This window comes from Actinoallomurus sp. CA-150999, from assembly GCF_050942425.1.
Taxonomy (GTDB): Bacteria; Actinomycetota; Actinomycetes; order Streptosporangiales; family Streptosporangiaceae; genus Actinoallomurus.
Genome location: NZ_CP192063.1, coordinates 8,167,740 through 8,193,899 on the forward strand (window position 1 = coordinate 8,167,740; position 26,160 = coordinate 8,193,899).

Below are 26,160 nucleotides of genomic sequence, written 5' to 3' on the forward strand. Positions count from 1 at the left end.
ACTGTTGGGATATCTGACGATTCCACAGTGCTTTGCGGCCGTTCATGATTGTTTCGGCCGGAACGTAATGTGGATCACAAGACGCACCAGATCGATCTTTATAGCGATCTTTGTAGTGCCGATCATGTGACTAATATTCGATGGCCATATTTGGCACGTCGGTATTTGTCTGATATGTTCCTCTAACACCGGCGACGCTCCCCATGCGCCGCCCGAACATCCGCCGGCGCGGCCGGCCCACCAGCGCAGATGGCGCGGCGCGAAGACGCGTGCGAGGGCCTCCGTACAGAGCCGAGACGGTTCATATCCAAAATCGTGCCACTCCCGCTGAGTACCCATTGATCCATTTAGAGCGGGAGCAGCAACGTCGAGTCCGTGAAGATCACGGAGCCGGGGACCCATCAGAAGTCCCGGGGTGAATCGGCACATCCCCTGTGCCGTAGGGCCGACTTCCACGCCCGAACCCGTCAGCTAACCCGGTAGGCGTACTGGAAGTAAGGAGTAGAACCTTGTCCGCTAGTCCGCCCTGATCTGAATACCGGCCGTCACCGCTACCCCTAGCCGATGACGGCAGACGTGTCTCTTTGTTCGAGCCGCCCGCATGAGCGGGCGACCCGCTGAATCCGCACCTCGCGGAGCCGGGGACCCACCAGAAGTCCCGGGGTGAATCGGCACATCCCCTGTGTCGTAGGGCAGCTTCCACGCCCGAACCCGTCAGCTAACCCGGTAAGCGGCATGGAAGCCGAAGGAGTACCCCCCGTGTCCCCTCGACACGCCAAACCCCGCTTTACCTTTGATCGCAAGACTCTCGCCGGCGTCATCGCCGGCACCGCCACCGCCGGCGTGGCCGCGATCACCGTGGCCGCCGCAGGGCCGGCGCTGTCCGCGCAGATCCCCGGTGCGTCCCGCGCCGTGGCGCACCACGTCGCCCAGATACCTAATCCCAGTATGGGTAAGGCGATCGAGGCCGGTTCCCTGGCCGACGCCCCGCACGTCAAGGTGCGCGCCCTCGCCGAGCCGAAGAAGCAGGTGCAGAAGAAGCTGCCCTCGGCCACGGACGTTCTGAAGCTCGCCGTCTCCCAGGTCGGCACGACCGAGAACGCCGCCGGCGGCAGCAAGTTCAACCAGTGGTTCATGGGCACCCCGTACGCCGCGCGCGGCGTGGCGCAGAACGGCGGGGCCATCAGCGACTACGCCAACGCCTCGTGGTGCGACATGTTCGTCTCCTGGGTCGGCGACCAGCTGGGCGTCAAGGGGATGGGCGCCGACGCGTTCACCCCGGACCACGCCAAGTGGTTCATCTCGCAGGGCCGCTGGGGCAACACTCCCAAGCCCGGAGCCGTCGTCTTCTTCTCCTGGAACGGCAGCGGTGTCGACGGCATCGACCACGTCGGCCTGGTCATCAAGGACAACCACGACGGCACCATCCAGACCGTCGAGGGCAACACGGACGACGCCGTGAAGGTCCGGACCCGGAACACCTCCTCTGTCGTGGGTTACGGCTACCCGGAGTACCCCCAGTAGTCGCCCGTGCCGGCGCGTGCCGCGTCGCCGCCGAGCAACGCGGCACGCGCTGGCCTTCCCTTCCCGGGCGGTCCCACGAATCCCCCTGGCATCGCCTCGGGATGCCCCCAATCCCGCATGCCCCCGTTCCCCATGCCCCCGAAAGGAATTCCATGATCAGGTTCTCGACGAAGGCCATTGCCACCGCGGCCGCCGGCGTCACCCTGGCCGGCGCCGGCGTGACCACCGCCCTCGCCTACGGAACCGCCTCGGAGTCGGCATCCTCGGCGCAGAGCGCCCCCGCGCCGTCCGCCGCGCAGGCGTCCAAGCAGGCACCGCAGACCGAGCAGCGCGTCGCCACGGAGAACAAGGACCGGCTGTTCGTGAGCGTCAAGAAGGACCCCAAGAAGGAAAAGGCTGCCCTGCCCGGCGGCGTCTCGACCGCGACGTCCTTCTGGGACCCGTCGACGGCCTCCGGCAAGCCGATGTCGTTCCACACGCTCGCCAGCCCGTACTGGCCGCTCGGCACCAAGGTGAAGGTCACCTACAACGGTAAGAGCGAGATCGGCATCGTGGAGGACTTCGGCCCGGCCGAGTGGGCCGTCGCGCAGCACAACCCGCCGGCGCTCATCGACCTGTCGGAGAAGATGATGCAGCAGCTCACCGGCACCGCATCGAACTCGATCACGGTCAAGTTCCAGGTGCTGGAACTGGGCAAGGGCGGCGTGTACCGCCACTCGGGCACCGGCTACGACACGGCCACCGGCAAGGCGTAACCGCCCCTCTCGACACCGGCCGGCGTCACCCGCTCCCCCCCTCGCCTGCCGGTCCCGGACGGCGTGGGATCCCCTCACCTGAGGTGATCCCGCGCCGTTCCGTCGTTCCCGACGACCCTGCCCCACCGACGGCTTCGTCCTTCCCGACGGCCTGCCCCACCGACGGCTCGGCCGTTCCCGACGGCCTGCCCCACCGACGGCTCCATCGTTCCTGACGGCCACCCTTGCGGGGAAGGAATGAACTGAGGTTCAATTCTTGCGTGCCGTACCGCCGTACGCCCCGTGTCGAGGCCCGGCTCAGCGCCTCCCGGGACCGCATCCGCGCCGCCGCGCTGGCGGTCGTCGCCGAGCACGGCTACGCCGGCTGCTCGATCGCGGCCGTCGCCCGGCGAGCGGGGGTCGCGACCGGCAGCGTCTACCGCCACTTCCCGGCAAAGGCCGACCTGGTCGCGGAGGTCTTCCGGGTGGCCTCCCAACGTGAGGTCGACGCGTTCGCGCGCGCCGCGTCCCTGGAGGGCTCGGCGGCGGAGGGCATCGCGGCGGTGATCGAGACGTTCGCGGGCCGGGCCCTGCGGGCCCCGCGGATGGCGTACGCGCTCCTCGCCGAGCCGGCGGATCCCGCCGTCGACGCCGAGCGCCTGGTCTTCCGCCGAGCGTACGCCGCCGTCCTCGCCGGGCTCATCGGCCGCGGCATCGCCGCCGGCGAGCTCCCCGAGCAGAACGTCGAGGTCAGCGCCGCGGCGCTCGTCGGGGCCATCGGCGAGGCCCTCGTCGGCCCCCTCGCGGTCGGCGCCGACCGTTCCGCCGAGCCGTATGCGGCCGGCGACGCGAACGTACGGCCGCATGCCGCCGACGGCGCGGACGCACGGACGCATGCCGCCGACGGCGCGGACGCACGGACGCATCGCGCCGGCCGTTCCGCCGAGCCGCCTACGGTCGGCGACGCGGACGCACGGACGCGTGCCGCCCGCCGCACGGACGCACCGGCGCATGCCAGCGGCCACGCCGGCGCACCCGCGAATGCCGGCGGCGACGCGGACGCGCAGGTCGGCCTGATCGCCCATCTCATCACCTTCGCCCAGCGCAGCATCGGAGCGGTCGATGACGACACATGAGGTCTTCAACCAGGTCCCCCCGCTCGTCGGCCATGACGTGGCCGACGACCCCGCCCTCCTGGACGGGCTCTTCCGCGAAGGCGGCGGCTGGGCGGCCGAGGCCGTCCACGAGCTCGGCCGGCTGGGGGGCACGGAGCAGGCGCGCGAGTGGGGCCGTCTCGCCAACGAGCACCCGCCGGTGCTGCGCACCCACGACCGGTACGGCCATCGCGTCGACGAGGTCGAGTTCCACCCCGCCTGGCACGAGCTCATGCGCGTCGCGGTGGGCCACGGCCTGCACGCCCGGGCGTGGACCGAACGATCCGGGGCGCACGTCGCCCGCGCCGCGAAGTTCTACGTCTGGCGGGTGGACGCGGGGCACGGCTGTCCCATCTCGATGACCTACGCCGCCGTACCGGCGCTGCGCCACGCGCCCGAGCTGGCCCGGCAGTACGAACCGCTGCTGACGTCCGGGACGTACGACTTCGGCCTGCGGCCGCCGGCGGAGAAGCAGGGCATCCTCGCCGGCATGTCGATGACGGAGAAGCAGGGCGGCTCCGACGTCCGGGCCAACACGACGCGGGCCGTGCCCCGGCCCGACGGCACGTACCTGCTGACCGGCCACAAGTGGTTCACCAGCGCGCCGATGTGCGACGTCTTCCTCGTCCTCGCGCAGGCGCCGGAGGGCCTCACGTGCTTCCTGCTGCCCCGGGTGCTGCCCGACGGCACGCGCAACGGTCTTCGGCTGCAGCGCCTCAAGGACAAACTGGGCAACCGGTCGAACGCGTCCGCCGAGGTGGAGTACGAGGACGCGGTCGCCTGGCGCGTCGGCGACGAGGGGCGCGGCGTCCGCACGATCATCGAGATGGTCAACATGACCCGGCTCGACTGCGTCATCAGCGCGGCAGCCGGAATGCGGGAAGGCCTCACCCAGGCGACCCACCACGCCGCCCACCGTCAGGTGTTCGGCCGATACCTCATCGACCAGCCGCTGATGCGCAACGTCCTCACGGACCTGGCGGTCGAGTCGGAGGCCGCGACCGTGCTCATGCTCCGCCTGGCCGGGGCCACCGACCGCGGCGAGACCGCGTTCAAGCGGCTCGCCCTCGCCGTCGGCAAGTACTGGGTCTGCAAGCGGTGGCCCGCCCACGCCGCGGAGGCGCTCGAATGCCTCGGCGGCAACGGCTACGTCGAGGACTCCGGCATGCCCCGGCTGTTCCGCGAGTCGCCCCTCAATTCGATCTGGGAGGGCTCCGGGAACGTCGCGGCCCTCGACGTGCTGCGGGCGATGGTCAAGGAGCCGGAGACGGTGGAGACGTTCTTCACCGAAGTCGACCTGGCCTCGGGTGCCGACGCGCGGCTGGACGCCGCCGTCCAGGAGGTCAAGGACTCGCTCACCGACGTGGCGACGATCGAGCCGCGCGCCCGGCGGGTCGTCGAGCGCCTCGCCCTGGTGCTGCAGGGCTCCCTGCTGGTCCGCCACGGCCACCCGGCGGTCGCCGACGCCTTCTGCGCCTCCCGGCTCGGCGGAGATTGGGGCCACTCCTACGGCACATTGCCGCCCAGTACCGACTTCGGCGCCATTATCGAAAGAGCGCGCCCGAAGACCGGATGAAGGCCCGTGAATCAGCAGTACGGGAGAGATCTCAGGACGTATCACCGCACCATCCACTAGATAGCCTCTGTAGGAGGGTAAGGACGGCGCCGCAGAGATCGCCCGCGTGCCGTGGCCGGCGCAGGGTACGCGATCCTGCACCAACCCGACCGAGCTTCAGGGTTTGGGCGGAGTGAAGCGGAGCACGTCGATCCCGCCGCTGTACTGGGCGGCGTAGACGAGACCGTCGTGGTAGGCGGGGGTCGCGGCCTCGCTCCCGTTGGGGATGAAGTAACCGACCTGACGGGGGTGTCGAGGGTCGCTGATGTCGAGGAACCGGGTGCCCTGCCCGTAGAACGCCTGGACGATGATGTTTCCGTCGCCGACGCCGGTCATGGGGTCGAACCAATGCGCCGAGCAGTCGGCGTTCGGCTGCAGACCCGCGCTTCCCACCGGCCCCCAGTCGGCCACGACCTTCAGCCGGAACGGGTGCTGCGGTGTGGAGCGCCAGCCTTCGCCGTGGTAGCTGCCGGCCAGTGAGACGATCAGCAGCCGCCCGGCGTCGGCGCAGGTGTCACCGAAGTCCTCGTCGGTGACGAGCAGGAGGTCACCGCGGCGGAACCCGGCCAGCCGCTGCGGTGGCCGCCAGGAGTTGTGGTCGAAGGTGTAGCCGGCGTCGTTCGGGCTGATGATCTTCCCGCCCGCGTACGGGACAGGGTCTGCCGGGGAAGCGCGCCGTACGCGGTGGGCGACCGGGTCGTAGTGGGCGCCGCGGGTCCAGTACCCGCGCACGCCGCCGAGGCCGGAGGTCCAGGCGATGCCGGTCGTGTCCACGTCGGTGCTGTGGACATAGGCGGTGGTGCCGTCGTCACGACCGAGGTCGACCGGCGTGGGGAAGGTGACCGGGTGGTCGGGCCGGCGCATGTCGGTCACCCATGCCGGCTGGCCGTCATAGCTCGGTGGGGTCTTCCGGAACGGGCCGCCGGTCCACAGGTACCGGCAGCCGTCGATGCAGCCCGAGGTGTGCCCGGCCGGTGCCGGGTGGAAGGTGACCAGCCGCAGATGGCGGGGATCGCGAGCGTCGATGACATAGATGCCGGGCTGCCCGGTCTGCAGCGCGCCGCCGAACGCTCGCGGGTCCCGGGTCAGGAACACCAGCTTGCGGGACTGATCGACCTGCAGGTTCTCGCCTTCCCAGAACCCCTTGGCGGCGTCATCGCCGGGCAGCGCCAACTGTTTCGCGGTCACGAGGCCGGTCAGGCGCGGATGCGCTGGATCGGACAGCGACCATGAGGCCAGTCCGAACGGCCCGTCACCGAACATCACGTCACGCTCGCCGCCATGCGCGTACCGCAGGAACGCCAGCCCCGCGATCGATGCGCCGTCCTCCGCTGCCACTGGCGACGGCGTCGGCGTGTGCGACAGCCACGTCACGTTCTGCTGCTGCACTGCCTCCGATGGAGCGTGGCTTGCCCGAGCCGTCCCTGGGATCGAAACGAACGCCAGGGCGATGGCGTATGCGGCGAGCGAACGGGACCGCATCACCCTACGTTGGAAGATCACACAATTACTTGATCAACGGTGTGCTCTGTCGTCAACCCGTCACGATCTGGTGGCCGAGCCTGGCCAGCCGCACGCAAGGTGCTCTGCCGCCCGTACCCGCAGAAAGGCGGTTCCGTTGATGGTCGCGCCGATCGTGGTGTCCCCACCATGCTTGGTCACCGGCATGGGCTCGCCCGTTCGGGCAGTGCGTGCCGAAGCGCAGCAGAGCGGACGGGACCACCTCCGGTATGGTCGTGAGCGTGGGCGAGCAGCGGGGGTCGCGCGAGGCGGCGAGGTCGCCGGGCCGCCTGCTGCTCATGGCGTTGACGATGCTCGGCCTGTTCGCGATGCACGGGCTGCAGGCCACGGCCAGCCCGGCCGAAACCCACCCGACCGCGGTCGCCGTCGCGATGCCCGGCATGAATCACACGAGCGCCGAGACCGGGCACCACATGACCGTGCCACCGGCGCACCACCCTTCTGGCCACCAGCACCCAGGCGGCCAGGTATGCCTGGCCCTCCTGGTCATGGCCGCACTGTTGCTCCTCGCCGCCGCATTCGTCGGCCGCAGCAGGCGGCCTGCCGCTACGGTCGGCTCGGCCGGCCGTGGATACGGTCACCAAGGTCGCGCACCGCCTCGACCATCAATCTTCCAACTTTCCGTACTCCGGCTGTGACAGGCGTCCGGGTCCGCCGATGACCCGCTACGCCTGATTCAGCACACCCGAGTACGGAAGGTCAAAGGTCGATGAAACGCGCTTTCTCCCTCATCGTCGTCCCGGTCGCCGCTCTCACGCTCGCCGCGTGCGGCGGGAGTGACAACAAGGACACCGGTCACTCGATGAGTGGTCATTCCATGGGTCCGTCCATGAGCATGAGCTCGGCTCCGGAAACGGCCGGCCACAACGCCCAGGACGTGATGTTCGCCCAGATGATGATCCCGCACCACCAGCAGGCGATCACCATGGCCGAGCAGGCCGCCACGAAGGCATCCTCGCCCGAGGTCAAGAAGCTGGCAGCCCGGATCGAGAACGCCCAGCAGCCGGAGATCGATAAGATGACCGGCTGGCTGAAGGACTGGGGGGCCGCCATGCCGTCACCGGGCGGCATGCACATGGGTGACGGAATGATGTCCGAGCAGGACATGAAGAAGCTCGGCACCCTGTCCGGCAAGGCCTTCGACAAGGCGTTCCTGCAGATGATGATCAAGCACCACCAGGGCGCCATCACCATGGCCAAGACCGAGCAGGCACAGGGATCGAACGCCGACGCCAAGGCCCTGGCGAGCTCCATCATCAGTTCCCAGAGCGCCGAGATCACCACGATGCAGAACCTGCTCAAGAACATGTGACCCGTCGGGAGGGGCGGCCTACCAGCATCGGCCGCCCCTCCCCGAGCGACATCTCGGCGACCCGCCCACCGCGCCGTCAACCGGCAAGCGAGCCACCGCCGAGTAGATCCAGCGGACCCCTGTGATCGCGGGTTCGTAACGGGCCGCACCATCCAGCCCTGCGCCTACGGCCTCATCCGGGCCGATCCCCTGACGTTTCCCTCCGGGCAAAGGACGGGATTTCACCAAAGAGGTGTCTTTCATGCCCCCTATAGATCGCCGGGCGTTCCTGCGCACTGGCCTGACCGCTTCCGGGATGGGGCTACTGGCCGCATGCGGCTCCTCCCCCACCAAGCCGCGTTGGATCCAGGCCACCGACTCGCAGGTCAAAACGATCGAAGCCGCTCGCCGTACCACCGGCCGGACCCGCACCTTCACCCTGAACAGCATCCCCGTCCGCATCGACCTCGGTGGGCCGACGGTCACGACCTGGACGTACGGCGGCGCGCTGCCCGGCCGGGAGATCCGGGTCCGCGCCGGAGACGTCATCGAAGCGCGGCTCGTCAACCACCTCCCAGCGGACACCACCGTCCACTGGCACGGACTCGCGCTGCGCAATGACATGGACGGCGCTCCCGACCTCACGCAAAGTGCCGTGAAGGCCGGGCAGACGTTCAGCTACCGGTTCGTCGCCGAGAACCCCGGCACGTACTGGTTCCATCCGCACACCGGTGTCCAATTGGACCGCGGGCTGTACGCGCCGCTGATCGTCGAAGATCCCTCAGAACCGGGCGCCTACGACGACGAGTGGACCGTCGTGCTCGACGACTGGATCGACGGCACCGGGAACACCCCCGACCAGGTGCTCACCATGCTCCGCAAGGGCATGGGCGACATGAGCGGGATGGACGGCATGGACATGGGTCCGATGCTGATGGGAGCCAAGAGCGACCTGCTCGGCGGCGACGCGGGCGACGTGAAATACCCGCACTACCTGATCAACGGCCGGGTCGCCGCGGCGCCCGTGACGTTCCGCGCCCGACCACGCCGCCGGGTACGGCTCCGCCTCATCAACGCCGGGAGCGACACCGCCTTCCGGGTCGCGCTCGGCGGGCACCGCATGCGCGTTACCCATAACGACGGGTTCCCCGTGGTCCCCGTGGACACCGACGCCCTCCTGATCGGAATGGGCGAACGCTACGACGTCGTCGTCACTCTGGACGATGGAGTCTTTCCTCTGACCGCGATCGCCGAGGGGAAGGGAGCCGCCGCAAGGGCGCTGATCCGCACCGGCTCCGGAGACCCGCCATCGGCGTCCGCCCGGCCCCGGCAGTTGACCGGGAAGATCCTCGGCTACGCGGATCTACGGCCGGCCGATCAGGTAAGGCTGGCGCCCAAAAAGCCGGACATCGAGCACCGGCTCGACCTCACCGGCTCGATGATGCACTACAACTGGGCGATCAACGGCCGCCCCTACGACCCGGGACGTCCGCTTCCTGTCCGGTCCGGCGAACGGGTCCGCATCACCTTCCGGAACCGTACGACGATGTGGCATCCGATGCACATCCACGGCCACACCTTCCAGATCAACGGCAATGGCCCCCGCAAGGACACCGTCATCGTGCTACCGAACCAGACGGTGACGTGTGACTTCGATGCCGACAATCCAGGCCAATGGATGAGCCACTGTCACAACGCCTACCACTTGGAGGCGGGAATGATGACGGTGCTCGGCTACCGCGTCTGACCGGCCAGGCCTTCGACCGCCGGTGGCGGTGGCGGGGACCGCCCGGTCGGGCTCTGGCTCCGTCGAGGGATCGGGGGGAGCCAGAGCCCTGCACTCCGTCGGTTCAGGCGATGGCCCGGCCGAGCTCTCGAAGAGCGGTTTCGACCTCGGCGCGTTCGTCCCACGGCACAGGACCGTCGGCGAGCAGCATGGTCCGCTCAGGTCCCTTGCCTGCAAGGATCACGACGTCACCCGGCTGCGCCATCTCCACTGCTCGCCAGATCGCGGTACGCCGGTCGAGGATCACCTCGTAGTCGGTGCCGCGACGCCGTCCTTTCACTCCGGACTCGACCTGTTCGGCGAGGTCTCCTGGGTCCTCGCCGGCCGGATCATCGGTCGTGATGATGAAGAAGTCGGCATGTTGCGCCGCCGCACGCCCCATGCCCGCAGGGTCGTGATCCGCACGACCGGTGGTGCCGAAGACAGCGATCAGCCGCCCGGGTGTCTTGCTCCGCAGTTCGCCGAGCACGGTTCGGAGGCGGAGGGAGGAGTGCGCGAAGTCGATGTAGACGTCGAACGGCTGCCCCTGATCGACCCGTTGCAGACGCCCGCGGACGCCCTCGAAGCGTGCCAACGCATCGGCCACAGCCTCCACCGGCACCCCGAGTGCCAGGCATGATGCGGCGGCGCACAAAGCGTTGCGCACGTTGAACAGCGCCGGGAGTTCGAGGCGGACGTGCGCTGAACCGGCGAAGGTGCGCATAACGAACCTGACATCGCTTCTGCCCACGGACACATTGGTGGCCCGTACGTCGGCGGGATGCTCGATCCCGTAGGTAAGACGCCGTTCGGTCAGGCAGTGCGCACTGAGCGCTTCCCAGGAAGGATCGTCGCGGTTGATGACCGTCGTCTTCGGCACACCCTTGTCGACCGCCCTGGCGGTGAGTTCCATGAGGCGGGTCTTGGCGAGAAAGTAGTTCTCCCACGTTCCGTGGTAGTCCAGGTGATCGGCGCCGATGTTGGTGTAAGCGGCGACGTCGAAATCGCACGCCGCCACCCGGCCTTGCTCCAGAGCGTGGGAACTGGTCTCGACGACCGCGGCACGCATCCGCCGTGCCACCATCCGGGCCAGCCATGCCTGATTGTCCGGTGCCGCCATCGTCGTCTGACCCGACCTGTTGTCCTTGGCGGAGGACCCGGTCCCGTGGGCGACGGTACTGAGGTACCCGGCCGGGGTGCCGGCGGCTGTGAGGATGTGGGCCGTCATGTGCGTGGTCGTCGTCTTGCCCGCCGTGCCGGTGACTCCGGTCACCAAAAGCTCCCGAGCCGGTCTTCCGTGCAGGACTGCGGCGAGTTCCGCCAGTCCGGTACGTGTGTCCGGCAGCCGCAGCACCGGCGCTCCGGCCGGAAGCGGCACCGTACGTTCGACGGCGACCGCGATGCCCTCCCGCGCCAGGCAGGAGACGTAGTCGTGACCGTCCGCGCGCAGGCCGCGCACGGCGACGAACAGATCACCGGGTCGAGCGTGGCGAGAGTCGTGGACGACGCGGCGCACGTCGTAGTCGCCACCACCTGTGTTGAGAACCGCATCGGGTACGTGCATCGCAAGATCGGATAGGCGCATGGGAACACTCCGTGGCTGAGGTACTTGGTGACAGATGGCCGAGGCAGATCCGCCGAACGGATCTGTCCGACCCCTCACAGCCGCAGCACGGAGAGTTCGAGGACCCCCGGAGGCCGGCATGGACGGTCTCTGGGACGTGGCGCGCCGCCCAAAGCCGCTGCGCCGATGATGGGGATGCGCTCGCGGGCGGTTTCAAGCCCCCCGGCGGCCAGGAGAAACGTCAATGCGAGCAGACCCAGGCAGACCTGCCCGGCCACCTGCGGCGTCTTCGCCGGATCGTGGTGTCGCCCGGCGAGCAACCGCTCGTGGCCGTCAGCCGCCGCCGTGCCTCGCACGACCGACGGCGTGGCATCCGCAGAACGAACTGCCGGACCGAGCATGATCGACTGACCCGATTCGGTCGTCGACGGCGAATTCTCCGGCCCGTGCAGGACGAGCAGTGCCGACAGGACCAGCAGACCGATCAGCGGCAGCCGACGACCACACCGCATGTGGCGCCGGCGAGAGCGACGTGTGCTCTGGCCAAGGAAGCGAGTCGGCATTCCATCGAGACTCTCTGGTGCGCGGCCATCGTTCATCGGCTCTGCAGGTTCCATGCGCCGACGAGACATCGGACGCAAATCTACTATGCCCGATAGTAGAAGGTGAAGCTGCAGGCACCACAGCACACCCGACGCCAACGAGGCATCACCCAGCGGACGGTGTCGCCGAAGCCTTTGCGAGCTGGTCATCATGTGTTGCCACGATGGGATGACTCCAAAGAGTCCCACCCGCCCCCACTCAGAGGGAGGCCGACACCAAGAATCTAACTACTATGGCGCTTAGTAGAATTTGCGCTCAAGAGGATCCCGCCGACCGATCGGTACACGGACGCCCAGGCGTCGCCCCTGGTGGTGATGCGTCTACGTCGCGGTCGAGGAGGTGAGGCATGACCGCCAACTGTCCGAATTCGTAGAGGGTCTCGAGGGCGCGCTGCAAGTGATGGGCGACAGCAGCTCTATGCGCCCGTCCAGGGCCGTCGGCCAGCAGCTCATCGGCGAAATAGATCGTCGCGGATGACTCGGCCAGCATGTGCCGGAGACGGCCGCCATGCTCCACACTCGGCCTTGGACCGCAAGCGCCATCGGCCAGTACGCCGACGGCACGTCGGGCTACTTCCTTCCCCGCAGCGACCATCGCAACCAGGTGGGCACGCGGACAGGGATCGATCGCGACCCAGCGCGGAAACGAGGCGGGGAAGCAAGCCTGCTCAGCCTGACCGCCGGCGCCGGAGACCTCCCCTCCTGCTCGGGATATCCACGGCTCAGCCTCGTCGTAGAACACCGAGACCTGCTCTGCCGTTGTCATGGATACGAAACCGGCCGTCTGCGGGTGAGCGGCGTAGTCCGCGTCCAGCATGTGCTCCGCCAGAGTCTGAAGGGCGCAGGCGTTCCAGAGCGACGCCCACCGTTCAGCCGACTTGAGCGACGCCTGCCGTTCGGCGGCGACGCCGAGACCGTCGCACCACGATCGCCCGGTTTCGCGCAGTTGTTGGCATGAGATGCGATTCCTCTGCCTGCGATCCTCCAAGGGATCCGCGGACACCTCGCCACGACGGGCTGCTAGCAGTCGAACCCATGTGGTCGGCCGACCCGGCATTCCTGCCCTCCTCAGCATTCACTACTACTTGTAGGAGTTAAGACGACGCAACCCCGCCCTTGGATCGGCGGACACCAAGTGATGTGGGTCGAGCACTGGGAGAGTCCTTGCTTGGATGTTCGCGAGCCACAGCGCGAACGGACCACATCTCCTACGCACTGTAGTAGCATTCGGAGCGTCATCCGGGAGACCGGCGGCTACCTGTACTACGAGTTCATCTGCCGCATCGTCTGCTGATGCTGCAGGTCGTTCAGCCCACCGGGCAGTGGCGCTCGAAGATCGCGACGACTGCTGGATTGAGGGCCAGACCGATCGGCAGGGCGAGAAGCAGAGCGATCCCCATCGCATTGATGCCGCGAGCGACACGACTCAACGGCCGGGCCGGACGGAGAAGCCTGCGCACCCGGGTCAACAGAGCAGTCCCACCGGCTCCTAGCGCAGATGCCGGGACGGGACCCGTCGCGACGGAGACCAGCGCGGCGGCCACGATCGTCCGGTCATGATGGCGTGCGGCCGAGTCATCGGCTATCAGTTCGATCAGACGTGCGATCTCCAGCCTCGCGTCCCGGAACAGACGAACCCGGGGAAACGCCCGCGCGAGCGCGACAGCGACGTTGCGGGCAAGGTCGTGCCGTCCTCGCAGGTGGGCCTTCTCGTGCTCCAGAACGGCGGACAGCTGTGCGTCGTCGAGGCGTTCCAATGCGCCTGTCGTGAGGACGATGCGTGAATGCCGCCCAGGAATGCAGTAGGCGACCGGCACGGCGTGCTCGACGACGACGATGTCCTTTCCAGAGAGCGGACGCGCGACCAGGGCGAGCGCACCGAGGTGACCTCTTCTGCTCCACCACGCTCGGGCGAGGGTCGCTACGACGTGACCGCTGGTCCACAGGACGAGACCGGCCGAGCTGAGCAGGCCGGTGATCGCTCCCACGGGTTGTGACACCCCGGAGTAGTGGTCGCGCATGGCGTTGACGCAGGCGTCGAGGACGTGGGTGAGGCCGCCCGCGTCCCGGATCGCCGGCACGGCGAGGACCAGACCGCCCAGGATCAGAGAGAGGAGCACCGAGGAAATCGCGGCCTGCCACATGGCCAGCCCGAGCCGTGGTGCCCGGTCGATCCAATCGACCCTCTTCAACAAGCGCGGCCCCACGAAAAGAAGCGCCGTGGCATAGGCCAGCAGCGCTACGGCCGCCGTCACGAGTCCTTCTCCGGGGACACGATGCGCATCGCCGCCTGCAGCGCCTTCGCCTCGTCGGTGGACAGCTCAGACAGGAAGTGGACGAACGCTGCGGCCTGGTTGTTACTGGTCGCCAGCGCCGAGCGCATCAGACGGGCGGTGTAGGTTTCGCGGCTGACCAACGGCTCGTACAGGTGTCCTCGTCCCGCCCGCTCCCTGCGCAGCCACCCCTTCTTGTGCAGCTTGTCCATCACCGTCAGCACCGTGGTGTACGCGATCGTCCGCTCTTTCTGAAGATCGTCGACGACGTCCCGAACGGGCACCGGGCGGCCATAGCACCAGAGGCGATCCATGATCGCTGCTTCCAGTTCGCCGAACTGCCGTAGTGCCATCGCCTACTCCACGCTGCTGATTTGCTATCGCACATAGTAGCCAGGCGGACGACACCGTACAGGGCACCGATCTCCGGCCGGGCCGAGCCATGTACGTCGCTCCTAGGTCAACTACTACGAGGCATAGGAAGTAGTGGACATCAAAGCGCCGAATGCCGGGGCCCGGCGTTCAGCCATCGACCTGGCTTTGAGCGGACTCCTCGTCGACTGGTCAGCCGATCCGCGCATCCGCCGACGTGAAGACCGACACGACGATGCGGCGTGCGAACAGCGGCGTTTCGCCGGGACCTGTGACGTCGTAGGTGAAGTGCTGCAACGGCCATAGACGGATACCGCCGATGGTCACCGGATGCCGTACCTCATAGATGGCCGGCCACGGACAGCGGTGGAAGCTGCCCAGTCGTTCCCCGGTCCGGTCGACCGCGAAGTCGATCGCTCCCGTCCGCAACGCAGCCTCGATCTGGGCCTGGATACGGGCCGTCGCCATCGGGCATGTGTCGGCGGCCCACATCCTCTCGAGCGCGGCGCGCGCCGGCGGAAGCGCCCGCAGGTCGTCGCGCTGGTGGGGATCCGTCAGACACCAGCGGTCGATCTCCGCCGGCACATGGGCGACCAGTGAGACCGCCCTCGTCGTGTCCCGGCCGTCGAGGAGCTGTGGCATCGCCAGGAGCTGACCGAAGGTGTACAGCGTCCGGACCGCGTAACGCAGGTGGATGTCCGGCGGCGTGAGCAGGGTCAGCCCATCGCTTCCGGAAGGCGATCGCTCCGCACACCCGATCGCGTCCATGGCGCGCGCGAGCATCCGCCTCAGCTCTAGGAGATCTTCAGATCGGCCATGTGATGCGTGTGCGTCGTCGGCCAGGGCGACGATACCCCGCGCGTGGATCGCCCGCGTGGCCGTCACTGTGGCCGTCAGGAGCGGAGCGGTGGTCCCGCCCTCATGCCATGGCGGTGGTTCCGCAGGCAGATCAACATGGTTCTCGATCCGATACGTCGGATCGATCGCTATTCGACGCGCCTGGAACAGCCAGCGCTCGACCTGCCCGAACGATGCGAGGATCCGGGTCGCCGCCTCCCCTTGAACCTCGCCGTCGTCGTACGGCTGCACCGCGTCGAGCAGGTGCTCGCCGATCGTTTGCAGCACGTAGGCGTTCCAGACGCAGAGCAACCGGCTCGCGGCGACGCGTATGTGGTCCGATGTGCCGGCAGGCCGCCTGAGAAGTTCGCGTCGCCACCGTTCGGCGTCTTCGAGCTCTCGACGGACGAGACGCCCCGCACGCCGGTGGTCCTCAAGAGTCCGCACGGAGACCCGGCCATCGAGGGCTCGCACCGCTCGAATGCCATCGGCTGAGGAGGTCATCATCCGGCGGCCGCCCGGAGAAATGCCTGACGGTGAAGACGGCTGAAGGCGTTCAACGGCCGCGTGACGTCCCCGACCTCGACGAGGCCGCCATCGGTCGCGTGTCGGCCGCAACCGAGTGCAACGAGTCCCAGAAGGCGAGCTCGGCGTCCTCTTCGAGCTCAGCGATCTTCCCCCAGAACTCTCGGTCCTCGGCATGCGCCGCTGCCGTCGCCGTCAGCGCGGGCATGACGGCGGTGCTCGCATCGGCCTCGTCGAGGTGAGTCACCGTGACATCGGCCGGCAGCTCCACCGGAACGCGGTGGTGCCGCCCCCGCTTACGAAGCTGCACGCCGGACGACGGCACCGGCACCTTGACCTTGGACTTGGCGATGGCCAGCGCGGCCGTGCCGAACACCACGACGGCCAAGAGTCCGGTCAGCGCGGCCCCTTGCTCGATGAGCGGGGACGGCCGGTCGGGAGTGGAGTGGGAGGTGCGGGCGATGTTCGTCGCCGGGTCGGAATCGGTGACGAGGGACGTGACGGACGGCGGTGGCGCCGAGTGCCTGGGCACGTACTTCTGCTCGGTCTTCTCGACCTTCCGCTCGGTGCCCGGGATCTGCTTGCCCTTGACCTTCACCTTCGCCGGGTAGCCGAACCCGACGACCTGGCCGATGTCGCGGGTGACCCGCAGCAGCTGATCGTTGTGGTTGGCCTCGATCGTGTGCAGCGTGTGGCCGTCGACCTTCTCGACGATGCCGACGTGCTCGATGCCGCCGATGCTCTTGCTCCCGGAGAAGGAGAAGAAGACGATCGCTCCCGGCTCGGGCTTGTGCCCCCACGCGTGATGCTTCTGGAACCACAGCGCGTGCTCAGGAGTGGAGGCGAACTGCCCCGCCCAGTCTTCGACGCCGGCCTTGTCGGCGGCCCAGGCCAAGAACATGTCGCACCAGGGAGCCGTCTTGTAGTACGACCCCTTGTCGACGTGCTTGCCGTACCAGTCTCCGTACTTGGTGTATCCGCCGCTCTTCTCCGCGTACCCCAGCTGGCTCTTGGCGATCTGCAGCAGCTTCTGCCCTACCGGATCCATCGCTCTCCCTACGCCGCCGACCGGGTTAGCTGACGGGTTCGGGCCAGGAGAAGCCCTACCGCATACGCGGATTCACCCCAGAGGACGCGTGGGTCCCCGGCTCCCGCGTCGCGGCCGCAGCGCGGGATTAGGCGGGTCAGGCCGTACCTTCCGGGTGGAAGGTAGATCGCGGCCCAACTCCGACGCAATGTAGTAGTAATGCCATGAGGGCGGCAAGTCATCCCCGGACGCACCACGAACAGAGGTGCCCATCTAACCGATCACACCCGGGTTGGACACATAACGTGACGATGATCGATTTCCCAGGTAGCGCCTATCGATGATCCTGATACCCCGTGGAAGACACACCCGCCACGAGGCCGACCCGGGGCCGCCGATGACGCCAGCACGGCACCGCACGGCCGCGAGCCGGGTTGCTTCACCCAGGTATGCCCACTAACCCTTGTAGGAGATACCTATCGATCATCTCTATGCCGAAACCGGGGTGCAGTGCGGCGCGTAATGGTGACCTTCGAACGCACCGAGGGCGGCGGATACCCGACGCGGATCGAAGGTGAGGATGGCCTCGTCTGGCGCGTCGAAGCCGTCGTCGGGACTGCACCGCGCGCTACGGCCTGGCGGTCGCCTGGTCTTCCTGTGCTGGCAGGCGATATCACATGCACGACAATCCGCTGGGACGCGCCCTGCTGGGCCAAGCCGACGCCATCACCATGAGCAAGGCGGTAGACGCTCTCCGCTCGGCCCTGAAGACCTACGAGACCCCCGACGGCGTCTTCCTCGACTCCGCCGCCTTGCTCGTAACCGCCCACCGGTGATGCGGCCACCGTGACATCCGGGTGACCCACCAAAGCGATCACCTCGAGACGGCTTCGGGGTGATCGCACCCTGATCCGCTCGCAGGTAAACCTATGTGATTCACATCATGGTGCTCCGCACCTGGCCGTACCGTTGGTCACGCCGCTCGGTCGCCCCCGGTCAGGGTGTCACACCCACAGGGCGGTCATCGGGAGTCCAGTCGGCGGCCCAGCGCAGGGCACCGAGCAGATGCTCGCGAAAGTCCGGCTGCGCGAAGGCCTCCGCGGCGTGGCCCAGCGCGGTGTAGAAGGTACGGCCGGCACCGTACTCTCGGCACCAGACGAGCGGGTGGTCCGGTCCCATGTGACCGCCGCGGTAGGTGCGCTCGTCGACCGTCGCCAGCACTCGGACCTGTGCGGGCCCGTCGCGGAAGTCGTACCACTCATCGGTCCGGTGCCAGTGTTCCGGCAGGTGGGCGGTTGCCGGATGCGTCCGGTCGAGCACCCTTACCAGGCCCGGTTGCATCTCCGGATGCCCGTTGAAGCGGGCGCCGAGGAGCACGCCGTACTCGGGCCAGTCGTACTCGGTGCAGGCGGCCGAGTGGACTCCCAGGAATCCTCCGCCCTCGGCGACGTACCTCCGCAGCGCCTGCCGTCCCGCCGGATCCAGGACGTCCCCACTCGTGGACAGGAAGACGACCGCGTCACAGGCGGCGAGCCGCTCCGTGGTGAACGCCGCGGGATCCTCGGTGGCATGCGCGGAGAAGTGGTGCAGCGCGCCCAGCTCGCGGAAAGCCGTGACACCCGCGGGGATGGAGTCGTGCCGGTAGGCCGTCGTCCGGGTGTAGACGAGGATGCTTCGGCTACCCAAGGGACTCTCCACAACAGATAGAAAACGTTTTCTATCGCATAGTACGCCGCAGGGGCGCCCGTGTCGACGGGCAATCCGGCGAGGCCTCGCCCTTCCCGATCGACCGCCACCGGGGACGGCCGGAATTCCGCGCAGGTCTAACACTGCCCAGAGGGCCGTAGCAGGTGAGGGAGGTCGTTACAGAGGCAACATGACGGACAAATCCGGGCAACAAACTGGCTCGCCCCCTCTTGCCTGATCGGTGGCTGGTCCCTACATTCGACAGCAATCGTTTTCTATCCCTATCCACAGTCCCCGTCATCAGCCGAGCCGCCCCCGCCGTCGCCGGCGCCGGCGTCCCCGCGCTCAGCGCCGAGAACCGAACACGCCCCGGCCATGTCGGCCGTCCCGAACCCGCAAGGATCCCGCGTGAAACAAGGAGCAGCCCGATGAACCGGACCACGAGGCGTCTCACCGCGGCCGTGGCGGCCTTCGCCGTCGGCGGCCTGCTCACGGCCTGCGGCTCGTCCGGGTCGAAGGCGTCCGGCGGCCCGGCCACCCTGACCTACTGGGGCTGGGACCAAGGCCAGGAGGCCGCCGTGAAGGCCTTCAACGCCGGTCACAAGGACGTTCAGATCAAGTACACGAAGATCACGGACTCCACGGCCCCGCAGCAGCTCACCAACGCGTATAAAGCCGGCAACGCGCCCTGCCTGATGCAGAGCACCGCCGAGTTCGTCACGACCTACGTCTCGCAGGGCATGCTGGCCGACATCAGCAAGTGGATCGCCCCGCACAAGGCGCAGTTCAACCCGGGCGCCTACTCCGGGACCCTCGTCCAGGGCAAGGTGTACGGCGTCGCCACCAGCTCCTCCCCCGCCTTCACCATCTACCGCACCGACGTCTTCAAGAAGTACGGCCTCAAACCACCGGCCACCTGGGACGACGTCATCTCGGCCGGCAAGGTGCTGAAGAGCCACGGCATCAAGATCACCAACTACGCCGGCGAGGACCCCAGCACGCTGGAGACCCTCGCGATGCAGGCGGGTGCGCACTGGTACAGCATCGACGGCGACAAGTGGAAGGTGAACTTCCAGGACCCCGCCACGCTCAAGGCGGCCGCGGTGATCCAGCAGATCATCGACGACGACCTCAACTCCAGCCTGTCCTTCGCCGACTACGCCGCCGTCCAGCGCAACTACGACAACGGCGGAACGGTCACCCGCCAGATCTCCACCTGGCAGATGGCCGGCATGGTGAAGAACTTCACCAAGTCCCTGGGACAGTGGGCGCTCGCGCCCTGGCCCACCTTCAAGGGCGAGGCACCCCGTACCCCGGCCGGGACGAACAAGAGCGGCGGGCTGAACGTCGTCACCTCACAGTGCAAGTACCGCGAGCAGGCCGCGCAGGCGGCGCTGTGGCTGTCGACCGACCCTGGAGGGGTCAAGATCATGGCCGACCCGAAGACGGGTGACGGTCTCATGCCCGCGGTGGCCGACGCCTCGCCCTTCATCGACAACGCGCTCCCCAAGACGCTGCTGGGCGACGGCTACGACGCTTCGAAAAAGGTCGTCACCGACAGCTTCCCCCTCGTCGCCACGGACTGGACGTTCGGCCCGGACTGGACCGCGATGTACACCGAGATGGCCACCGGCTGGGCGAAGGTGATGACCAAGCAGCAGAAGGTCACCGATCTGCTGGCCCACATGCAGCAGTGGACGGTGAACGACCTGAAGTCCCGCGGCATCAGCGTCGAGGGCTGACGCGGCATGATACGCGCGCAGCGTTGGAAGGGCGCCGGGTTCACGGCGCCCTTCCTGCTCGGCTTCGTCTTCCTGTACGTGATCCCGATCGGCTACGCCGTCGAACGCAGCCTGTTCACCGTCCGGCAGTCCGGCCTGGGCCTGAGCGGCGGCACGACGCGGTTCGCGGGCCTGCACAACTACCAGCGCGGGCTGTCCGACTGGACGTTCCTCGGCGCGGTGTGGCGGGTCTTCCTCTTCGCCTGCGTGCAGATCCCCGCGATGCTCGTCATCAGCCTGCTGCTCGCCCTGCTCCTCGACCACCTGGCCGGGCGTGTCGCCAATCGGTTCCGGGTCGCGCTGCTGGTCCCGTACATGATTCCGGGCGTGGTGGCGGCGATCGTCTGGGTCAACCTCTACAGCCCGGACGTCGGCCCGCTCACCGCGGCCGGCAAGGTCTTCGGCTGGTCGGTGAACTTCTTCGCCCCGAGCATGGTCTGGCCCTCCATCGGCAACCTGCTCACCTGGCACGGCATCGGCTACAACATGCTGATCATCTACGCGGCGCTGCAGAGCGTGCCGCGCGAGTTGTTCGACGCCGCCCGCGTCGACGGAGCGTCCGAGCTACGGATCGCGCTGCGCATCAAGGTGCCGTACGTCCGCGGGGCCCTGGTGCTCACCGGCATGATCTCCATCATCGGCATGCTGCAGATCTTCAACGAGCCGATGCTGTTCCGGCACGTCACCCCGCAGACCGTCACCGACAGCTTCACCCCGATCATGGTCATCTACAACCAGGCGTTCAACGCCGGCGACTACAACTACGCCGCCGCGCTGTCGGTGCTGCTGGCCGTCCTGCTGGGCGCCGCGTCGTACGTCTTCTATCGGCTCACCACCCGGGAGGGCGCGTGACAGCGGTGTCCGACACCCGGAAAACCGAGCCGCGGTCCACGCACGCCGCGGTCCGGCGTCGTACCCGGCCCGACAACGTGAGCCCGGCAGCCCGCCGCGCCGGTCACCGTTTCGTCCTGCTCGGGCTCGTCCTGTTCACGGTGTACAGCCTGTTCCCGGTCTACTGGCTGCTGGTCGCCGCCACGAAGGATCAGGCGGGCCTCTACCAGACGAACGGGCTGTGGTTCTCAGGCATGCACCTGTGGCAGAACGTCCGCCAGGTCTTCGGCTACGACCACGGCATCTTCTGGCGCTGGATCGCCAACTCGTTCCTGTACGCCGGGGTCGGCTCCCTCGGCGGCACGCTGGTCGCGCTCGCCGCCGGGTACGGACTGGCCCGGTTCGACTTTCCCGGTCGCAAGGTCGTCTTCGCCTGCGTCGTGGGCTCGTTCCTCGTCCCCACCGCGCTGCTCACACTTCCGCTCTACCTGTTCTTCTCTTCTCTGGGGCTGGTGGACACGCCCTGGGCGATGCTGATCCCGTGCCTGATCAACCCGTTCAGCGTCTATCTCGCCAAGGTCTACACCGAGTCGGCGGTCCCGTACGAGCTGCTCGAGGCCGCCCGCCTGGACGGTGCGGGAGAGCTACGGATCTTCGTCAGCATCGTGCTGCGGCTGATGACCACCGGCGGCGCCACGGTGTTCCTCCTCGCCTTCGTGAACACCTGGAACAGCTTCTTCCTGCCGCTGACCGTGCTGCGCAGCCAGAACAACTGGACGCTCGCCCTGGGCCTGTACAACTGGACCGGCAAGCGCGCCGAAACCGGCGTCGACCTCACGAGTCTGGTCCTCACCGGATGCCTGCTGTCCATCGTTCCCATGGCCGTGATGATGGTGGCGATGCGCCGCTACTGGCGCTCCGGCGTGACGTTGGGCAGCCTGAAGTGACCACCCGGCCCGCCGGCTCCGGAGACCGGCGGGCCGCCTCCCGGAGAGACCCGAGGTTCTAGAGGGGCCGCAGCTCGAAGAGGTCGAAGTCGGCGGGGATCCGGGTGCCGCCGAGGTCCTGGGCGCACACGCCCACGTGGGCGCCGGTGAAGCGCAGCCGCTCGCCGTAGTCGTCCGAGAGCCTGCTCGCGTCGAGGACCGGACCCACCGGCCACCAGCCGTTTCCGTCCGGCGAGGCGGAGAAGCGCAGTGCGGCGCGGTCGAAACGGGCGCGCAGGTGCACCAGCGGCCAGTCGGCGATCCCTATGTCGTCATCGGGGAGTTCGCGGTAGACCCCATCGTCGGTGAGGACGATCCCGAGGACGCGTCCGCGCCCCTCGACATGGGTCACCCGAAGGTAGTAATGCGTGCTGGTGTCGTACCAGCAGATCAGGCCCGCCAGCTGGGAGAAGTGCGAGGGACGGAAGTCCAGCACGGTCCGGGCCTCGCAGCGCACGGCGGTGAGGGGCGTGGCGACGAGGCTCTGGTCGAACAGCGAGTGGTGGCTCTGCCTGCCGCGCAGGCGCAGCCAGCCAGGGCGTTCGGTGAGGCTCAGCCAGGAGGCGTCGGCGGGCACCCGGAGCGTGCTCCACGTCGGGTCCAGCTCAGGCGAGTCGAAGTCGTCGCGGACCGGCCGCGCCGCCGGCGGCGCGGCGGACGCCGAGCGCGGTGCCGGCACCTCCAGCCGCGGCCTGCTACCGCCATCGGCGAGCCGCAGCCAGCCGTCGCTCGTCCACTCGACCCGTTGCAGGCAGGTCTCGCGCCCCAGGATGCAGCGCGGCCCGGCGGGAGTCTCCACGGGCCGGGAGGCCAGGTGCGCGAGATACCACTCCCCGTCGGGGGTCGCCACGAGCTCTCCGTGCCCGGCCTTCTGCAGGGGGAAGCCGGGGGAATCGCGGGTGGTCAGCAGGGAGCCGCCGGGGTCGATCTCGTACGGGCCGGTCAGGGAGCGGGAACGGGCCATCAGGACGCCGTGGTTCCAGCCGGTGCCGCCTTCGGCGAGCATCAGGTGATACCAGCCGTCGCGGCGGTAGAGGTTGGGCCCCTCGATGAGCTCGTCCTGCCGCAGGATGTTGACCGGCTCCCCGACCAAGGCGCGTTCGCCGTGGTCGTACTCCTGCAGGACGATCCCCGCGAAGGACGGGTGGCCCTCGCGGTGATCCCACTGCTGGTTCACCAGCCATGTGCGGCCGTCGTCGTCATGGAACAGTGACGGGTCGAAGCCGGAGGAGTTGAGGAAGATCGGTTCCGACCACGGGCCGTCGATCGCGGGCGCGGTGATCAGGAGGTTGTCGACGTCCTTGAACGGGGAGCCCACGGTCCGCACGATGCTGTAGACCAGCCAGAAACGGCCGTCGTGGTAAGAAAGGGACGGCGCCCAGATACCGGCGGAATCCGCCACGCCGCGCAGGTCGAGCAGATCGGGCCTGTCGAGGATGTGGCCGACCGGCTCCCAGCGGACGAGGTCGGGCGAGCGGTGGACCATGACGCCCGGGTACCACTCGAAGGTGGACGTCGCGAGGAAGTATTCCGTGCCGACGCGCACGATGCTCGGGTCCGGGTGAAAGCCGGGCAGGACCGGGTTGTGTATCCCCGGGGTCATCGGTGATCCTTCCGTACGTCCCGGCCGCCGATGGAACGGGTCGTCGCCGGGGTCGTGCCGTGAAAGTGTCGTCAGCTCCGCGCGGGACCGACGGAGTCCCGGATGACGATGTGGGTCCCCATCTTCAGGTACTGACCGCCGCCGTGCTCGCTCCGGTTGAGGGACATCCGGACCGCGGCGCGACCGAGCTCCTCGTGAGGTACATGCACGGTCGTCAGCGCGGGATAGAGATCTTCGGCTAGGGGAATGTCGTCGTAGCCGACCACGGAGACGTCGTCCGGGACGCGGACTCCCGCCTCGCGTAGCGCGAACAGCACGCCGGCGGCCACCATGTCGGTCATGGCGAAGATGGCGCTGAACTCGGCCTTCCGGTCGAGGAGGTCACGTGTCGCCCGGTATCCGAACTCGCGGGCGAAGGGGCCCTTGACCATCAGGTTCGGGTCCATGGAGAGGCCTCGGCCGCGCAGTGCGCGCTCATAGCCGTGTACGCGCCCGGTCGAGGTCGGCAGGTCGTCGACCGTCCCGAGCAGCGCGATGCGTTCGTGACCGGACGACAGCAGGTAGCTGGTCATCGCGAACGCGCCGCCCTCGTTGTCGTACTCGACCACGGTCTGCGGGACGTCCTGGTTCAGCGCCGGCCGTCCGCACAGGACCAGGCGGGAACCGCTCCCGTCCAGGGCGTCGGCGAGCTTGGCCATGCGGTCCTGGTACTCCGGTGTCTCCGGGACACCGCCGACCAGAATCACCGCCTCCGCGCGCTGCTCTCGCATCAAGTTGATCAAGGCGAGCTCGCGATCGGGGTCGCCGTGGGTGGTGCAGACGAGGCACAGCCTGCCTTCGGCGGTGGCCTGCTCCTCCACGCCGCGGGCGATGTGCGCGAAGAACGGCCCGGTGACGTCGTTGACGACGAAGGCAACGGTGTTCGACGTGGCGGCGACCAGCGCGCGGGCGTTGGCGTTGACGACATAGTCGAGCTCACGCATCGCCCGCCGTACGCGGGCGCGAGTGGCCGCGGCGACCGGGTAGGTGCCGCCGATGACCCGGGAAACGGTCGCCGGGGACACCCCCGCGCGAGCGGCCACCTCTTTGATCGTGCGGCGTTCGACCGATGCGCCGTCGGCGGCCGAGCGTCTCGCCATCGATCCTCCCCGCCTGTCGACCTGTCCAGGGTCATGCTATTGGCTCCACCCCGCCTCCCGGACGGTCATGCCACGCGGTCCAGATCGATCTTGTTCACCTGGTGGCCGAGCGGCCGCCCGGCCGTCAGCCGTTCCAGCTCTTCGACCGCGCTCCGTCCCAGCCGTTCCAGCTCGTTGCCCATCGAGCCCGCGATGTGCGGGGTCAGGAAGACGTTGGAAAGCTGGAACAGGGGCGAGTCGGCGGGCGGCGGCTCGGGGTCGGTCACGTCGAGGACCGCGCTGATCCGGCCGTCGACCAGCTCGTCGATCAGCGCGTCGTGATCGATGAGGGCTCCCCGTGCGGTGTTGATCAGCACGCCGCCGTCCGGGATCAGCGCCAGGCGACGTCGGTCCAGCAGCCCGCGCGTCTGCGGGATGTCCGGCGCGTGCACGCTGATGATCGTGCTGGTGCGCAGCAGTTCGTCCAGCGGCAGGAGCTCCGCGCCGAGGCGACCGGCCTCGGCGGCGTCCAGGTAGGGATCCGCGAGTGTCAGGGTCAGGTCGTACGGCCGAAGCAGTTCGAGCACGCGGCGGCCGACCCGGGACGCCCCGATCAGGCCGACCCGGCGCCCGTAGTTGCCCAGGGCGAGGTCGTCTTCGGGACGACGGTAAGCGGGGTCGGCGCGGTAGCGCTCTCGCGCGTCGAACACTCCCTTGCCGGCCATCAGGACCGACGCCACGGTGTATTCGGCCACCGGCATGGCATTGGCCTGCGCCGCGCTGGAGACGAGGAGACCCCGTTCCCAGCAGGCGTCGCCGACCAGGTCGCGCACACTGCCGGCGGCATGCAGCACGGCACGCAGCTGCGGGGCGGCTGCGAGGACGGCGTCGTCCAGCCGGGGCGAGCCCCATCCGGTGATCAGGATCTCGGTATCGGCGAGGGCCTGGGCGATCTCCGGCTGATCGAACCGCTGAGCCACGAGTGAGGTGTCGATCTCCACCAGCTTCTCGAGGCGGCTCATGAGAGGCGCCGGGAAGAGCTGGGACACATACTGCGCGCGCATGGCGAACAGCGCTTTCGGCCGGTCGGCCATAGACCAACTCCCATGATCTAAATAGAAAACGATTTCTATCGTAGGGTAGCCCATTCGAGCGGTCAACCACTCCTCCCAGGTCGATCAACGAATCCGGCGGAGCGCCGATAACGCCGTGTCCAGGCAGGTAATGAAGGCATCGCGCAATCCTCGCGAAACGTCGGCGCAACGTCCCCGCCATCGACCCCTTGTGGCATCGCCTCGCTAGTCGTACATTCCGCAGTAACCGTTTTCTACTGTCAGTCTCCCCTCCCTGC

The 26,160-nt window shown here is 68.1% G+C and carries 23 protein-coding genes and 3 riboswitches; of the genes, 11 read left to right on the top strand and 12 right to left on the bottom strand.

The features are described from left to right. Positions 1-355: 355 nt before the first annotated feature. Positions 356-500: riboswitch (cyclic di-AMP (ydaO/yuaA leader) on the top strand. A gap of 105 nt (positions 501-605) precedes the next feature. Beyond that, a riboswitch (cyclic di-AMP (ydaO/yuaA leader) is annotated at positions 606-747 on the top strand. Positions 748-759: 12 nt separating this feature from the next. The 4 genes from ACQP2O_RS37775 to ACQP2O_RS37790 all read left to right on the top strand — a co-directional run bounded on the left by ACQP2O_RS37775 (position 760) and on the right by ACQP2O_RS37790 (position 4,988). Then, positions 760-1,524: a CHAP domain-containing protein gene (locus tag ACQP2O_RS37775; RefSeq protein ID WP_433173701.1), complete on the top strand. Its 765-nt coding sequence runs from the start codon at positions 760-762 to the stop codon at positions 1,522-1,524. 152 nt (positions 1,525-1,676) lie between these two features. Beyond that, on the top strand, positions 1,677-2,279 hold the full coding sequence (locus ACQP2O_RS37780) for a hypothetical protein (protein ID WP_433173703.1): 603 nt from the start codon (positions 1,677-1,679) through the stop codon (positions 2,277-2,279). Between the two features lie 260 nt (positions 2,280-2,539). After that, positions 2,540-3,394, top strand: coding sequence for a TetR/AcrR family transcriptional regulator (locus ACQP2O_RS37785; RefSeq protein ID WP_433173705.1), 855 nt, complete (start codon positions 2,540-2,542; stop codon positions 3,392-3,394). Next, complete coding sequence (locus ACQP2O_RS37790) at positions 3,381-4,988, top strand: acyl-CoA dehydrogenase family protein (protein WP_433173707.1); 1,608 nt, start codon at positions 3,381-3,383, stop codon at positions 4,986-4,988. Before ACQP2O_RS37785 ends, ACQP2O_RS37790 begins: the two co-directional genes overlap by 14 nt. 156 nt (positions 4,989-5,144) lie before the next feature. On the opposite strand, the gene ACQP2O_RS37795 is transcribed toward ACQP2O_RS37790, so the two are convergent. Continuing rightward, a complete protein-coding gene (locus tag ACQP2O_RS37795; RefSeq protein WP_433173709.1) occupies positions 5,145-6,416 on the bottom strand; it encodes a hypothetical protein in 1,272 nt (423 codons plus the stop codon). 353 nt (positions 6,417-6,769) lie between these two features. Between ACQP2O_RS37795 and ACQP2O_RS37800 the strand changes: the two genes are divergently transcribed. The 3 genes from ACQP2O_RS37800 to ACQP2O_RS37810 all read left to right on the top strand — a co-directional run bounded on the left by ACQP2O_RS37800 (position 6,770) and on the right by ACQP2O_RS37810 (position 9,586). Further along, entirely contained in the window at positions 6,770-7,186 is a 417-nt protein-coding gene (locus ACQP2O_RS37800; RefSeq protein ID WP_433173711.1) for a DUF6153 family protein, read from the top strand. Between the two features lie 71 nt (positions 7,187-7,257). Further along, entirely contained in the window at positions 7,258-7,860 is a 603-nt protein-coding gene (locus tag ACQP2O_RS37805) for a DUF305 domain-containing protein (RefSeq protein ID WP_433173713.1), read from the top strand. 241 nt (positions 7,861-8,101) lie between these two features. After that, positions 8,102-9,586, top strand: coding sequence for a multicopper oxidase family protein (locus ACQP2O_RS37810; RefSeq protein ID WP_433173715.1), 1,485 nt, complete (start codon positions 8,102-8,104; stop codon positions 9,584-9,586). Between the two features lie 103 nt (positions 9,587-9,689). Here ACQP2O_RS37810 and ACQP2O_RS37815 read toward each other — a convergent pair whose 3' ends face one another. The 7 genes from ACQP2O_RS37815 to ACQP2O_RS37845 all read right to left on the bottom strand — a co-directional run bounded on the left by ACQP2O_RS37815 (position 9,690) and on the right by ACQP2O_RS37845 (position 16,825). Further along, entirely contained in the window at positions 9,690-11,309 is a 1,620-nt protein-coding gene (locus tag ACQP2O_RS37815) for a UDP-N-acetylmuramoyl-L-alanyl-D-glutamate--2,6-diaminopimelate ligase (RefSeq protein WP_433173717.1), read from the bottom strand. Next, positions 11,264-11,785: a hypothetical protein gene (locus ACQP2O_RS37820; protein WP_433173719.1), complete on the bottom strand. Its 522-nt coding sequence runs from the start codon at positions 11,783-11,785 to the stop codon at positions 11,264-11,266. The genes ACQP2O_RS37815 and ACQP2O_RS37820 overlap by 46 nt, the downstream gene beginning before the upstream one ends. A 241-nt stretch (positions 11,786-12,026) precedes the next feature. Then, positions 12,027-12,758 (bottom strand): hypothetical protein, encoded by a 732-nt coding sequence (locus ACQP2O_RS37825; protein ID WP_433173721.1) that lies wholly within the window; start codon positions 12,756-12,758, stop codon positions 12,027-12,029. A 319-nt stretch (positions 12,759-13,077) separates the two neighbouring features. Further along, positions 13,078-14,025, bottom strand: a complete 948-nt coding sequence (locus ACQP2O_RS37830) for a M56 family metallopeptidase (RefSeq protein WP_433173723.1) — start codon at positions 14,023-14,025, stop codon at positions 13,078-13,080. Continuing rightward, on the bottom strand, positions 14,022-14,396 hold the full coding sequence (locus ACQP2O_RS37835) for a BlaI/MecI/CopY family transcriptional regulator (protein ID WP_433173725.1): 375 nt from the start codon (positions 14,394-14,396) through the stop codon (positions 14,022-14,024). The genes ACQP2O_RS37830 and ACQP2O_RS37835 overlap by 4 nt, the downstream gene beginning before the upstream one ends. A gap of 211 nt (positions 14,397-14,607) precedes the next feature. Then, complete coding sequence (locus ACQP2O_RS37840; RefSeq protein WP_433173727.1) at positions 14,608-15,540, bottom strand: hypothetical protein; 933 nt, start codon at positions 15,538-15,540, stop codon at positions 14,608-14,610. Positions 15,541-15,808: 268 nt separating this feature from the next. Then, positions 15,809-16,825, bottom strand: a complete 1,017-nt coding sequence (locus ACQP2O_RS37845) for a CHAP domain-containing protein (RefSeq protein WP_433173729.1) — start codon at positions 16,823-16,825, stop codon at positions 15,809-15,811. Beyond that, positions 16,825-16,969, bottom strand: a riboswitch (cyclic di-AMP (ydaO/yuaA leader). Its footprint overlaps the gene before it by 1 nt. Before the next feature lie 512 nt (positions 16,970-17,481). Between ACQP2O_RS37845 and ACQP2O_RS37850 the strand changes: the two genes are divergently transcribed. After that, positions 17,482-17,640 carry a hypothetical protein gene (locus ACQP2O_RS37850; RefSeq protein WP_433173731.1) on the top strand — a complete coding sequence of 53 codons (159 nt, stop codon included), beginning with the start codon at positions 17,482-17,484 and terminating at the stop codon, positions 17,638-17,640. A gap of 160 nt (positions 17,641-17,800) precedes the next feature. Here ACQP2O_RS37850 and ACQP2O_RS37855 read toward each other — a convergent pair whose 3' ends face one another. Continuing rightward, entirely contained in the window at positions 17,801-18,490 is a 690-nt protein-coding gene (locus ACQP2O_RS37855) for a ThuA domain-containing protein (RefSeq protein ID WP_433173733.1), read from the bottom strand. Positions 18,491-18,918: 428 nt separating this feature from the next. On the opposite strand from ACQP2O_RS37855, the gene ACQP2O_RS37860 reads away from it, so the two are divergent. Genes ACQP2O_RS37860 through ACQP2O_RS37870 form a run of 3 tightly spaced genes read left to right on the top strand, consistent with a single transcriptional unit; the run spans position 18,919 to position 22,049 of the window. Next, the gene (locus ACQP2O_RS37860; RefSeq protein ID WP_433173735.1) at positions 18,919-20,232 is read left to right on the top strand and encodes an ABC transporter substrate-binding protein; all 1,314 of its coding nucleotides are present in this window, start codon (positions 18,919-18,921) and stop codon (positions 20,230-20,232) included. Positions 20,233-20,238: 6 nt separating this feature from the next. Next, a complete protein-coding gene (locus ACQP2O_RS37865; protein WP_433173737.1) occupies positions 20,239-21,123 on the top strand; it encodes a carbohydrate ABC transporter permease in 885 nt (294 codons plus the stop codon). Continuing rightward, on the top strand, positions 21,120-22,049 hold the full coding sequence (locus tag ACQP2O_RS37870) for a carbohydrate ABC transporter permease (RefSeq protein WP_433173739.1): 930 nt from the start codon (positions 21,120-21,122) through the stop codon (positions 22,047-22,049). Before ACQP2O_RS37865 ends, ACQP2O_RS37870 begins: the two co-directional genes overlap by 4 nt. A gap of 58 nt (positions 22,050-22,107) precedes the next feature. Here ACQP2O_RS37870 and ACQP2O_RS37875 read toward each other — a convergent pair whose 3' ends face one another. The 3 genes from ACQP2O_RS37875 to ACQP2O_RS37885 all read right to left on the bottom strand — a co-directional run bounded on the left by ACQP2O_RS37875 (position 22,108) and on the right by ACQP2O_RS37885 (position 25,903). Continuing rightward, entirely contained in the window at positions 22,108-23,691 is a 1,584-nt protein-coding gene (locus tag ACQP2O_RS37875) for a glycoside hydrolase family 43 protein (protein WP_433173741.1), read from the bottom strand. A 71-nt stretch (positions 23,692-23,762) separates the two neighbouring features. Further along, entirely contained in the window at positions 23,763-24,830 is a 1,068-nt protein-coding gene (locus tag ACQP2O_RS37880) for a LacI family DNA-binding transcriptional regulator (RefSeq protein WP_433173743.1), read from the bottom strand. A gap of 65 nt (positions 24,831-24,895) precedes the next feature. After that, positions 24,896-25,903, bottom strand: a complete 1,008-nt coding sequence (locus tag ACQP2O_RS37885) for a hydroxyacid dehydrogenase (protein WP_433173745.1) — start codon at positions 25,901-25,903, stop codon at positions 24,896-24,898. Positions 25,904-26,160: the final 257 nt, after the last annotated feature.

Bases quoted from the DNA above. Each gene is read 5' to 3' on its own strand.
- ACQP2O_RS37805 (WP_433173713.1), top strand. From the start codon at position 7,258: ATGAAACGCGCTTTCTCCCTCATCGTCGTCCCGGTCGCCGCTCTCACG.
- ACQP2O_RS37860 (WP_433173735.1), top strand. From the start codon at position 18,919: ATGAACCGGACCACGAGGCGTCTCACCGCGGCCGTGGCGGCCTTCGCC.
- ACQP2O_RS37790 (WP_433173707.1), top strand. From the start codon at position 3,381: ATGACGACACATGAGGTCTTCAACCAGGTCCCCCCGCTCGTCGGCCAT.
- ACQP2O_RS37880 (WP_433173743.1), bottom strand. From the start codon at position 24,830: ATGGCGAGACGCTCGGCCGCCGACGGCGCATCGGTCGAACGCCGCACG.
- ACQP2O_RS37815 (WP_433173717.1), bottom strand. From the start codon at position 11,309: ATGCCGGCCTCCGGGGGTCCTCGAACTCTCCGTGCTGCGGCTGTGAGG.
- ACQP2O_RS37875 (WP_433173741.1), bottom strand. From the start codon at position 23,691: ATGACCCCGGGGATACACAACCCGGTCCTGCCCGGCTTTCACCCGGAC.
- ACQP2O_RS37835 (WP_433173725.1), bottom strand. From the start codon at position 14,396: ATGGCACTACGGCAGTTCGGCGAACTGGAAGCAGCGATCATGGATCGC.
- ACQP2O_RS37865 (WP_433173737.1), top strand. From the start codon at position 20,239: ATGATACGCGCGCAGCGTTGGAAGGGCGCCGGGTTCACGGCGCCCTTC.
- ACQP2O_RS37810 (WP_433173715.1), top strand. From the start codon at position 8,102: ATGCCCCCTATAGATCGCCGGGCGTTCCTGCGCACTGGCCTGACCGCT.
- ACQP2O_RS37845 (WP_433173729.1), bottom strand. From the start codon at position 16,825: ATGGATCCGGTAGGGCAGAAGCTGCTGCAGATCGCCAAGAGCCAGCTG.
- ACQP2O_RS37885 (WP_433173745.1), bottom strand. From the start codon at position 25,903: ATGGCCGACCGGCCGAAAGCGCTGTTCGCCATGCGCGCGCAGTATGTG.
- ACQP2O_RS37850 (WP_433173731.1), top strand. From the start codon at position 17,482: ATGCACGACAATCCGCTGGGACGCGCCCTGCTGGGCCAAGCCGACGCC.
- ACQP2O_RS37780 (WP_433173703.1), top strand. From the start codon at position 1,677: ATGATCAGGTTCTCGACGAAGGCCATTGCCACCGCGGCCGCCGGCGTC.
- ACQP2O_RS37820 (WP_433173719.1), bottom strand. From the start codon at position 11,785: ATGGAACCTGCAGAGCCGATGAACGATGGCCGCGCACCAGAGAGTCTC.